The 11,743-nt window shown below is 35.6% G+C and carries 7 protein-coding genes; 2 read left to right on the forward strand and 5 right to left on the reverse strand.

Features of this window, described 5'->3' with window-relative positions; genetic code table 11:
* Nucleotides 1-94: 94 nt before the first annotated feature.
* On the forward strand, nucleotides 95-4,405 hold the full coding sequence (rpoC, locus tag OQ292_RS10605; RefSeq protein WP_284682101.1) for a DNA-directed RNA polymerase subunit beta': 4,311 nt from the start codon (nucleotides 95-97) through the stop codon (nucleotides 4,403-4,405).
* Between the two features lie 187 nt (nucleotides 4,406-4,592).
* On the forward strand, nucleotides 4,593-5,357 hold the full coding sequence (locus OQ292_RS10610) for a phosphosulfolactate synthase (RefSeq protein WP_284682102.1): 765 nt from the start codon (nucleotides 4,593-4,595) through the stop codon (nucleotides 5,355-5,357).
* A gap of 69 nt (nucleotides 5,358-5,426) precedes the next feature.
* On the opposite strand, the gene OQ292_RS10615 is transcribed toward OQ292_RS10610, so the two are convergent.
* The 5 genes from OQ292_RS10615 to OQ292_RS10635 all read right to left on the reverse strand — a co-directional run bounded on the left by OQ292_RS10615 (nucleotide 5,427) and on the right by OQ292_RS10635 (nucleotide 11,634).
* Nucleotides 5,427-6,020, reverse strand: a complete 594-nt coding sequence (locus OQ292_RS10615) for a DUF2911 domain-containing protein (RefSeq protein WP_284682103.1) — start codon at nucleotides 6,018-6,020, stop codon at nucleotides 5,427-5,429.
* A 45-nt stretch (nucleotides 6,021-6,065) separates the two neighbouring features.
* On the reverse strand, nucleotides 6,066-8,108 hold the full coding sequence (locus tag OQ292_RS10620; protein ID WP_284682104.1) for a transketolase family protein: 2,043 nt from the start codon (nucleotides 8,106-8,108) through the stop codon (nucleotides 6,066-6,068).
* A gap of 141 nt (nucleotides 8,109-8,249) precedes the next feature.
* Entirely contained in the window at nucleotides 8,250-9,296 is a 1,047-nt protein-coding gene (locus tag OQ292_RS10625; RefSeq protein WP_284682105.1) for an OmpA family protein, read from the reverse strand.
* Between the two features lie 32 nt (nucleotides 9,297-9,328).
* Nucleotides 9,329-10,348, reverse strand: coding sequence for a metal-dependent hydrolase (locus OQ292_RS10630; protein WP_284682106.1), 1,020 nt, complete (start codon nucleotides 10,346-10,348; stop codon nucleotides 9,329-9,331).
* A gap of 59 nt (nucleotides 10,349-10,407) precedes the next feature.
* On the reverse strand, nucleotides 10,408-11,634 hold the full coding sequence (locus OQ292_RS10635; protein ID WP_284682107.1) for a J domain-containing protein: 1,227 nt from the start codon (nucleotides 11,632-11,634) through the stop codon (nucleotides 10,408-10,410).
* Nucleotides 11,635-11,743 lie beyond the last annotated feature (109 nt).

Raw genomic sequence — 11,743 nt, forward strand, 5'->3', positions numbered from 1 at the left:
GGCTATTACAAAAATTTCATAAAAACTACAAGTAAAATTCATAAATAAATTCTAATTCTCTATATTTGCAAGTTCAAAAAAGCTTACACTTCAAATGGCGTTCAGAAAAAATAAGAAAATCAACAACGACTTTACGAATGTAACCATAAGTCTGGCCTCTCCTGAGTCTATTTTAGAGAGTTCACACGGTGAAGTTACTCAGCCTGAAACCATTAATTACAGGACTTATAAGCCTGAGATGGGCGGCCTATTCTGTGAAAGAATATTTGGTCCTGTTAAAGACTGGGAATGTCACTGTGGGAAATATAAAAGGATTAGGTATAAGGGGATCATCTGTGACAGATGTGGTGTTGAAGTGACCGAGAAGAAAGTAAGAAGGGAAAGAATGGGTCACATTCAATTAGTAGTACCTGTAGCACATATCTGGTATTTCCGCTCTTTGCCAAACAAGATTGGTTATTTGTTAGGTCTTCCTAGTAAAAAACTTGACCAAATTATCTACTATGAGAGATATGTGGTTATTCAGTCTGGTATTAAGGCTGATGATGGTGTTAACTATCTGGATTATTTAACAGAAGATGAATATTTAGATATTCTGGATAAACTTCCAAGGGAAAATCAGCAATTAGATGATGACAACCCTGATAAGTTTATCGCAAAAATGGGTGCTGAAGCACTTGAAATGTTATTAGGTAGACTAAATCTTGATGAGTTATCTTACTCTTTAAGAGATAGTGCTGCTAACGATACTTCTCAGCAAAGAAAAGCAGAAGCTCTTAAGAGACTTAAAGTAGTTGAAGCTTTTAGAGAAGCAAGAGAAAGAATCGAGAACAGACCTGAGTGGATGATCATTAGAATGGTTCCGGTAATTCCACCAGAGCTTCGTCCCCTAGTGCCTTTGGATGGTGGTAGATTTGCTACTTCTGACCTTAATGACCTTTACAGAAGAGTAATTATCAGAAACAACCGTCTAAAGAGACTTATAGATATTAAAGCTCCTGAAGTAATCCTTAGAAATGAAAAAAGGATGCTACAAGAAGCTGTGGATTCACTTTTCGATAACTCAAGAAAAGTAAACGCAGTAAGAGCAGATGGTAACCGTCCGTTGAAATCTTTAAGTGACATGCTTAAAGGTAAACAAGGTCGTTTCCGTCAGAACCTTCTTGGTAAAAGGGTTGACTACTCTGGTAGATCTGTAATCGTAGTAGGTCCAGAACTTAAACTGCATGAGTGTGGTCTTCCTAAAAATATGGCTGCAGAGCTTTTCAAACCTTTCATTATCAGAAAACTGATAGAAAGAGGTATTGTTAAAACTGTAAAATCTGCTAAGAAAATTGTTGACCGTAAGGATCCGGTTATCTGGGATATTCTTGAAAATGTACTGAAAGGACATCCAGTATTGCTAAACCGTGCTCCTACGCTTCACAGACTTGGTATTCAGGCATTCCAGCCAAAACTAATTGAAGGTAAAGCTATTCAGTTACACCCACTGGTATGTACTGCATTCAACGCTGACTTTGACGGTGACCAAATGGCGGTACACGTGCCACTAGGTCATGAGGCTGTACTAGAAGCTTCATTGTTGATGTTAGCATCACACAATATTCTTAACCCTGCTAACGGTAGCCCAATTACTGTACCTTCTCAGGATATGGTACTTGGTTTATATTTCCTTTCTAAAGGAAGAAAGACTACTAAAGAACATCCAATTGAAGGAGAAGGAATGACTTTCTATGGAGCTGACGAAGTAGTTATCGCTCTTAACGAAAGAAGAATCTCTAAACACGCTAACATAAAAGTTAGAACGAAAGTAAGAGATGACAAGACGGGTCTTCTTGAGGATAAAATTATAGAGACTGTTGCAGGTAGAGTATTATTTAATGAGTTTGTTCCTGAAGAAGTAGGTTATGTTGACGAACTTCTTACTAAGAAACAACTTCAGAAAATTATTGCAAGAGTATTCAAAATTGTGGGTATGGCTAAAACAGCTAAATTCCTCGATGATATAAAATATTTAGGTTTCCGCAATGCTTATCTAGGTGGTCTTTCATTTGGTTTGGATGATATTGTAATTCCAGTTCAGAAGGAAGAAATGATTGAAGAAGCTAAAGCTGATGTTGATGTAGTTTGGAATAACTACCAAATGGGTCTTATCACTGATAATGAGAGATACAACCAGGTAATTGATATCTGGACTAAGATCAACAACAAGCTTACATCTACCCTGATGACAAAAATGGAGACTGACCAACAAGGTTTTAACTCTATTTATATGATGATGCACTCTGGAGCTAGGGGTTCTAGAGAGCAGATCAGACAGCTTGGTGGTATGAGGGGATTGATGGCGAAACCACAGAAAAACCTTCAAGGTTCTGTAGGTGAGATTATTGAAAACCCAATTATTTCAAACTTTAAAGAAGGTCTTGATGTATTGGAGTACTTTATCTCAACTCACGGTGCTCGTAAAGGTCTTGCAGATACAGCATTGAAAACTGCAGATGCTGGTTACTTAACAAGAAGACTTGTTGACGTAGCTCAGGACGTAGTAGTTGTTGAGCATGATTGTGGAACTCTTAGAGGTATTACAGTTGAGGCATTAAAAGATAATGAAGATGTAATTGAGCCACTAAAAGAGAGAATTGTAGGTAGAGTTAGTGTTCACGATGTTTACGATCCTCTTACTGAAGAGCTTGTAGTTGCTTCTGGAAGTATTGTTACAGAAGAAATTGCTGAGCAAATAGATGATGAAACATCAATAGAATCAGTAGAAATTAGATCGGTACTTACTTGTGAGAGTAGAAACGGTGTGTGTGCATTGTGCTATGGTAGAAACCTTTCTACTGGTAACCTAGTGCACCATGGTGAAGCTATCGGTGTAATTGCTGCACAATCAATCGGTGAGCCTGGTACTCAGCTTACACTAAGAACATTCCACGTGGGTGGTACAGCTTCTAACATTGAGGTTGATGCTTCTGTTAGAGCTAAATTTGATGGAATAATTGAATTCGAAGAATTAAAATCTCTTCCATCTAAATCACCAGAAGGAGAAAGCCTTGAAGTGGTAATGGCTAGAACTTGTGAGGTTAAAATTATAGACCCTGCTACTAAGAGAGTTTTAATTTCAACTCACGTTCCTTATGGAGCTTATTTGAAAGTTAAAGCTGGTGCTAAAGTGAAGAAAGGTGATCAGATATGTTTCTGGGATCCATTTAACGCTGTAATTCTTTCTCAGTTTGATGGTGTAACTGAATTCGAAGCTATCGAAGAAGGTGTTACTTTCAGAGAAGAATATGATGAGCAGACTGGCCACAGAGAGAAAGTAATCACAGAAACAAGAGATAAGACTAAGAACCCAGCAATTCATATCACCGCAGAGGATGGCACAAAGGTAAGTAGTAACATACCTGTTGACGCTCACCTTTCTGTAGATGATAACCAAAAAGTGAAAGCAGGTCAGATTCTTGTAAAAATCCCTCGTGCTGTAAGTAAAAACAGAGATATTACTGGTGGTCTTCCAAGGGTAACGGAGCTATTCGAAGCTAGAAACCCATCTAATCCAGCAGTAGTTAGTGAGATTGACGGTGTAATTTCTTACGGTAACATTAAGAGAGGTAATAGAGAAATCTTTGTTGAGTCTAAAGACGGAATCAAGAAAAGATATCTTGTAAACTTATCTAAGCACATTCTTGTACAAGAGAATGACTTTGTAAGAGCTGGTACTCCTCTTTCTGATGGAGCTATTACTCCTTCAGATATTCTAGCGATTAGTGGTCCTACTGCTGTACAAGAGTACCTTGTAAATGAAATACAAGACGTTTACAGACTACAAGGTGTAAAAATCAATGACAAACATATCGAAGTAATTGTTCGTCAGATGATGCAGAAAGTACAGATTGTAGATAGTGGTGATACTATGTTCCTTCCAAACCAGAATGTTGATAAATTCGAGTTTATGGAAGCGAACGACAACATTCTAGATAAGAAAGTTGTAGTAGACGGAGGTGAGTCTAAAGTGATGAAGCCAGGTATGATTGTTACTGCAAGAAAGCTTAGAGATGAAAACTCAAGCTTGAAACGTAGAGATCTTAAACTTGTAAAAGTAAGAGATGCTCAACCAGCGGTATCAAGACCAAACCTTCAAGGTATTACTCAAGCGTCTCTAGATACTAAGAGCTTTATATCTGCAGCGTCATTCCAGGAAACAACTAAGGTGTTAAGTGAAGCATCAATTAGAGGTAAAATGGATGAGCTGAATGGACTGAAAGAAAACGTAATTGTAGGACACTTGATACCAGCAGGTACTGGAGTTAGAAGATTCCAAAAAGTAAAAGTTGGTTCTCAGGAAGAATACGATGCTTTAGTTGCATCAAGAAAATCTTTCAGAACAAGACAGATCCAAGACTAATTTATGCAAATAAGTCATATTTGAAGTGTAAAAAGCCTGACCATCAATGGTCAGGCTTTTGTATTTTTACAAGGATTAAATTGAAGTATTCTATGACTAAATTTAATTTTTTTCACTTCTAGTTTCTTTTTGTATAAATTTGCCTACTAGATAAAAATATACTAATCAATCAATTCTTCTTAATGCTATGAATTTTCATTTAGATAAAGTTCCGGAAAGAACCCCAAAACCAAGAAATTCAGGTTTTACAATGGTAATGGATAAAGGTTTGTCTTTGAGGGAAGCGGAAAATCTTGTGGAAACTTCAGGCGAGTACATTGATATTATTAAGCTTGGTTGGGCTACATCTTATGTGTATCCTAAACTAAGTGAAAAATTAGAAATATATAGGAATGCCGGTATTCCTGTTTATTTTGGAGGTACACTGTTTGAAGCTTTTATTATAAGAAATCAGTTCGAAGATTTTAGGAAATTATTGGATAAGTACGATATGACTTTTACAGAAGTATCGGATGGTTCAATAGATTTATCCCACACAGAAAAGTGCGAATACATTAATGTTTTGTCAAAGCAAGTTACTGTCTTGTCTGAAGTTGGTTCTAAAGATGCTGAGAAAATCATTCCACCATATAAGTGGATAGAACTTATGCAAAAAGAGATGGATGCTGGAGCCTGGAAAGTAATAGGCGAAGCTAGAGAGGGAGGAAACGTTGGCTTATTTAGAGCTACAGGAGAAGTAAGGTCTGGCTTAGTTGATGAAATATTAACTAAAATTCCTTTTGAAAAAATAATCTGGGAAGCTCCTTTAAAAGAGCAACAAGTTTGGTTTGTGAAGTTACTCGGTGCTAATGTTAATTTAGGTAACATAGCTCCAAATGAAGTAATACCATTAGAAACTATAAGACTTGGTTTAAGAGGAGATACTTTTAACCATTTTTTGAAAGATTTATAGTAAAATAAAGAGCATAAAAAAAGATTCCATGAAAATGGAATCTTTTTTTATTATAATAAATATCTGTTGTTATCCTTCAGTTGCAGGTTCGATATCAAAAGAGAAAGTTAAATTTTCCCAAGCAAAAGTAACATCATCATCAACAGAAAATTCCATTCTTTCTTTTGCTGAGCCAGACTTTTGAGGTACTACATTAAATCTAGCTAAATCCTCTTTTTCATCGTAATCATATGCACCCCACTGATCCCAAACTTTATTCAGAATAACAGTCCATTCTGATTCTGCTGGAATAGTAAACAGTCCATATTTACCTTTAGGGATTTTTTGTCCGGCAATAGTTACATCTTTATCAAATTCGATCCAAGTTGCTTCGTTAGCTCCGGTTCTCCAAACTTCGTTATAAGGCACTAAATCTCCCCATATATTTCTCTCTTTAACTCCTGGTGAACCATATTGCATATTTACCTGAACTCCATCAACTTCACCTGAAACCTTTTTCAAAGGGCTAGGAATTTCTTCTTTAGCAGGTTCCTCAGCTACTGCAGTGGTTGTATCTGAGTTTTCGTCAGAAGATGCAGTAGTAGTTTCAGTTTTTGAACAAGATGAAAATATAACAGATAAACTGATTAAAGATAAGGCATAAAATTGAATGATCTTCTTCATAAACTTTCTATTTGTTTTAGCAATTTTCAGTATAAATACTATTTGTTATTTAAAAGTTTCAAGATATGCCAAAGCTTTTTCAACTACATTTTTATCAGTATACCCAAATTTTTCATCTAACACTTTATAAGGAGCAGAATAACCGAAGTGTCCAAGTCCGAAAACTTCACCTATAGGTCCTACTAAGCCTTTCAATGTTACAGGCAGACCAGCAGTTAAACCGAATACAGGAACATTATCAGGAATAACTTCCTTCTGATAAGCTATACTTTGATTTCTGAACAACCCTTCTGATGGAGCAGAAACAATTTGCACTTTAAGATTATGCTCTTTTCTTAAAATTTCTGCACCTTCTACTAAAGTTGCAACTTCAGAACCACTTGCTACAAATACAATATCTGGAGTTCCTTCAACAGCTTCGACAATGTAAGCACCTTTTTCAGCTTCTTTAGAAGCTTCAACTCTTGACTTATCAACAGATGGAAGGTTTACAATGTTTTGTCTAGAAAGAATAAGACCTGTTGGAGAGTTGGTGTTTTCCATTGCCATTTTCCATGAAACTGTAGTTTCTGGAGCATCTGCTGGTCTTAAAACTAAGAAACTATTATTACCAGAGTGGTTTTTAAGGTGTTCTAGAAGTCTAACTTGTGCTTCTTGTTCAATAGGTTGGTGAGTAGGTCCATCTTCTCCAACTCTAAATGCATCATGAGTCCAAACATACTTAACAGGCAATTCCATAAGTGCTGCTAATCTAAATGCTGGTTTCATGTAATCTGAGAATACGAAGAAAGTACCAACAACTGGAATAACACCACCATGCAGCGCTAAACCATTTGCAATTGCTGCCATAGTTAACTCAGAAACACCAGCTTGCAAGAAAGCACCTGAGAAATCTCCTTTTTTAAATGAAGTTGTTTTCTTTAAGAAACCATCAGTTTTATCACTGTTAGAAAGATCTGCAGAAGAAACAATCATATTTTCAACATGATCTGCAAAGTGCGCTAAAACAGCTGAAGAAGATGCTCTAGTTGCAATATTCTCTTTTTGTATGATGCTGGCGTAATCTATATCTGGAGCTTTACCAGAAAGGAAAGTTTTAAGCTTCTCGCTTAACTCAGGGTTCTCGCTTGCCCATTTCTCTTCCACTGCTTTTTTCTCAGCTACAATCTTCTCATTTTTAGCCATTACTTCTTTGTAGTAATCTGCTACTTCAGGAAAGATTTGGAATGGGTTTTCAGGATCTCCACCAAGATGTGCAATAGTTTTACCAAGAGAAGCACCTGCTGCACCTAAAGGCTGTCCATGAGTAGAAACTTTTCTTTCAAAAGATTCGCCACTTTCAGTAACTGCACCTTTACCCATGGTAGTTTTACCAATAATAAGAGAAGGTTTGTCAGTTTCTGCTATACATTCTTTTAATGCCGCTCTAATTGCATCAGCATCATTACCATCTATAGTGATCGTATGCCATCCCCATGCTTCGTATTTTGCTGCTGTATCTTCGTTTTCAACATCTTTAGTTTCAGAAGAAAGCTGAATGTCGTTTGAATCGAAGAACATAGTTAGGTTGCCAAGACCAAGGAAACCAGCCGTTCTACCAGCACCTTGAGAAATTTCTTCTTGTACACCACCATCAGAAATATAAGCAAATGTTTTGTGAGCCATCCACTCACCAAAACGCTCTACAAGAAAACGCTCTGCAATTGCAGCTCCTACTGCAAATGTATGTCCTTGTCCTAATGGACCTGAAGTGTTTTCAACTCTTCTTTCAACATCTTTTTCTGGGTGACCAGGAGTTGGGCTTCCCCATTGTCTAAAGTTTTCAAGTTCTTCCATGCTGTAATCACCTAATAAAGAAAGTGAAGAGTACAACATTGGAGACATATGTCCTGGATCTAAGAAAAATCTGTCTCTGTTAGGCCAGTGAGGATTCTTAGGGTCAAATACCAAAAACTCAGAGAAAAGTATATTTATAAAGTCTGCTCCTCCCATAGCGCCACCTGGGTGCCCGGAACCTGCTTTCTCCACCATCGCTGCTGAGAGAATTCTGATATTGTCTGCCGCTTTATTTACTATTGAATTATCCATATAAAATTAATGAATTGAGCTAATAAAAAATTTCATGAAACCGATTGCTAAGATAGTTAGAGCTTCTGAAAATACCACAGTGAGGAAGTATTTAAGCTGCCTTGAAAGTAAAAAATCTAAATCGGGTAGAATTATTTTTAATTATAATACACGAAACTCCACCCTTCTGTTTTTCTTTTTTCCTAAAATCGTATTATTATCTGCAATTGGTCTTTCTGAGCCATAACCCTGCATGCTAAGTCTGTCTTTATTTATTCCTTTTTGAATCAGGTAATTAGCTACAGTTTTGGCTCTTTCTAAAGAGAGTGCTTTGTTTTTTTCAGGGTCACCTTCATTTGAAGTATGTCCCGAAATTTCTATTTTAAGATCAGTATTTTCATTTAAAAATCTGGCAAGTTTATTTAGTTTTTGTAGAGATTGATCCAAGATAATTGGACTCGATTGTTGAAATTGTACATTTCCTGCATCTATCAAGTCTCCTGTATTTACTGGTTTAAGTTTTATAGTATCAGATAAACCAATTTCATTAGTATTTAAAAAATAATCTTTGTCGTGATAGCCTGACGCTGTAATTAAAAGTTGATAGGTATCAGCAGAGTCGGCAAAAAATTTAAATTCTCCTTCATCTTCGTAAGTTTCTAAAATGGCAAACTTCTGTTTTTTAGTAAGGTTATACACATAAATTTTTGAACTAAGTAATTCCTGTGTAATGCTATCTTGCAATATACCAGTAAACTTGCCCGTTTCTCTTTCCATTAAAACCAAACCCGGTCTACAAGGCTCACCATTGCTGTTTCCATATCCCGACCAATCTCCCTTTAGCTGATATCCCGTTTTTGCTAATTGATATTTGAGGTTTAAATGCTTTATACACCAGCCAACAGCATCGCTTAAATCAGTTCCTTCTAAAAATTTCTCTTCAATAATAAACACACTATCATCTACTATTTTACCTGTAAAGCTCATTTTAGCATAAATGGTAAGATATTCTGAGGCTTCAATGTATGCTATACCAGAAATTTGATTACCGTTTTGTGTTATTTCTAATTGATAAGGTGAATCTGTAAAAGAACCCATTATATGCTGGCGAACAAGTCCTTTCCATTCTCCACTTATATCGATTTGAGCAAATAGTTTAAATGTATTTAAAAGTAGTAGAAGTAGTAGTAGAAAAGCTTGTTTTGACATGTGTAGAATTTCTTTAAGATATTCTAATCGAATTAATTCTTGCCAGTTATTCTTTCGAAATATGCAGTGAGGTATTCTTTGTCTGGTTTAAAAGAATAATCTTTTTGATAAAAAGTGAGGTTATTATTTCCTTCGTCAACCATGTGGTATTCAAAAACAAACTCACCAGAAGAATTTCTCTGCCAACCATTAAACTGGCCAAACCTTAAATCTCTAATAATAAATTCATTATCAGATTTCTCAACCGTATAGTAGCCCTTAGTTATTTCTAATAACCTTTTCACTTTTGGATGGTCTTTGTAATTATCTAGTAAATGATGGTTTGCCGGGTAAAAATCAAACTTTACTTCGTCTGTATCATCAAATAAGGAATAGTAAGCAAAGTAATAGCCATCTTCTGTCTTGGTTGTTAGAGACCAAAGTATAATATTTAGTGGTGTGGCTTTATTGATATAATCTGTATAAGCTATATTTTGCTTGTGGAGTGCATCTTCAAATACTTTAGAAGCAATGTATTGATTAATCAATGAGACAAACAAATAGAGGCTACTAATTATCAAACCTAAGTTATTAAAAAGCTTTCTTTTAGGATTATCCCTCTTATAAAAAGCCGCAATAAGTAGGAATAAGAGAAATGGAACTGTATAAAATGGATCGATTACAAAAATATTATACAGAGCAAAACCATAATTATTGAATGGGTAAAATAATTGAGTTCCCCAAGTGGTAAATGTATCTAAAAGAGCATGTGTTACAAATCCAAGAAAATAGAGCCAAAGCCAATCACTATAGTTTGCTTTTGAATTTGGAAAAGCCTTTGTCATTAACCAAGCAAAAAGTGGCGAAAAGAGGATGGCAAATGTAAAAGAATGGGTAAACGCTCTATGATTACTTAAATACTGAACTAAATCTTGGAAAGGCGATAAGAGCACATCCAGATCAGGAATAGTTCCTGCAATTGCTCCCCACAGCATGGCTTTGTTTCCAATTTTTTTTCCACAAACAGCCTCTCCAACAGCGGCTCCTAATACAATCTGTGTTAGTGAATCCATAAAGGATTATCAAAAAGTTTAAATGAGATTAATTATTTTTAAAATTAAAGAGAGGAAGTTTAATTACAGTAAACATTTTTAAGTTCTGTAGCTTGGGTGTAATTTTTACTCTCAGCTTTACTGGCGAAACTACATGCATTCTGATAGTTGCCTAAAGCATATTCACATTCAGCTCTTAAAAAATCTACTTCTCCTTTATTTTCTTTTAAAAATGAAGCCCAACTACAATCTTTAATGGCTTCTGAGAAGTGTCCCATTTCTTTTTGTATGATGGCTCGATTGTAGAAGATTTCGAAATGTACCGACGATAAAGTACTTGGCTCAACAATCATGGGATATGCTTTACCATACCTTTGTTCATAGAAAGTAATGGCCATCTTTTTTGCGTAGTCTATGTATTTACTAGCTTCAATATAATCTTTTTTACCATTGCCTAGTATTTTACCTATTTCGCACCAAGCTTGCAAATTATTAGGGTTTTCCTCAATTATCTTCTTTAATCTGTCAACCGCTTGGTCATATTGTTTTTGCTCTACAAAACATTTGGCTACTTTAAATTCAAAGTCTTTTTCGAGGTATTTATCAAAGTCTTGCAGCACCAAATAGTATTCGAGCGCTTTTTCGTATTGTGACTCTTTGTAAGCTGTTTCTGCTTTTTTATTTAAGGAGACCAAAAGTCTTTCTCTTAGGTTTCTAGCTTCTGGGTGGATGGGCCAGCCAGAAATAAGCATATCTGCCTCTTCGAAAGCTGCTCTAAAGTCATCTTTTTCGTAATAGTTTTCAATAATGGCTATTCTAGAAGCAATTTGAGCATCAATCTCTTCTTGTTTTTTATGAGTAAGATAAGATGATATAAACATATAGCCCCCCACAATTATTAATACGCCAAAAATTAAAATACTCCCAATAGTTATACTTTCTCTGGCTACTTTTTTACGCTCATCTTCATAAGATTCTGAATAGGATGCAGTATTATTTGCTGCACGCCTTTGTCTTTCTTCATATGTAGCATGCCTGTAAGTGCGAGAATATTTATTGTTATAATCTGTATAGGTAGTTGTGCTTTGGAATTGCTGATAATTTCTGAGTAAATCGTAATGAGTTCTTTGCTGCATATCAGAAAGAATTTGGTAAGCATTATTTACCTTTTTAAACATTTCTTCTGCAGCCCTATTTCCGGGGTTTTTATCTGGATGATATTTAACCGCTAATTTTTTGTAGGCTTTTCTAATCTCTTCCATTCCGGCAGACTCCGAAACTCCTAATATTTGATACAGATTCTCCATTCGCTAATACTTGAAATAGCTCAGATGATTTATATGGTAGGTTTCTCAATTTATCATTGAGCTACCAATGCTTATATAAAGATACAATATTTTGTGCCTAATCATTCCT

Source organism: Chondrinema litorale (genome assembly GCF_026250525.1).
Classification (GTDB): Bacteria; Bacteroidota; Bacteroidia; order Cytophagales; family Flammeovirgaceae; genus Chondrinema; species Chondrinema litorale.

Excerpts from the sequence above, each read along its gene's own strand:
- rpoC (WP_284682101.1), top strand. The coding sequence starts at position 95 with ATGGCGTTCAGAAAAAATAAGAAAATCAACAACGACTTTACGAATGTA.
- OQ292_RS10610 (WP_284682102.1), top strand. The coding sequence starts at position 4,593 with ATGAATTTTCATTTAGATAAAGTTCCGGAAAGAACCCCAAAACCAAGA.
- OQ292_RS10615 (WP_284682103.1), bottom strand. The coding sequence starts at position 6,020 with ATGAAGAAGATCATTCAATTTTATGCCTTATCTTTAATCAGTTTATCT.
- OQ292_RS10620 (WP_284682104.1), bottom strand. The coding sequence starts at position 8,108 with ATGGATAATTCAATAGTAAATAAAGCGGCAGACAATATCAGAATTCTC.
- OQ292_RS10625 (WP_284682105.1), bottom strand. The coding sequence starts at position 9,296 with ATGTCAAAACAAGCTTTTCTACTACTACTTCTACTACTTTTAAATACA.
- OQ292_RS10630 (WP_284682106.1), bottom strand. The coding sequence starts at position 10,348 with ATGGATTCACTAACACAGATTGTATTAGGAGCCGCTGTTGGAGAGGCT.
- OQ292_RS10635 (WP_284682107.1), bottom strand. The coding sequence starts at position 11,634 with ATGGAGAATCTGTATCAAATATTAGGAGTTTCGGAGTCTGCCGGAATG.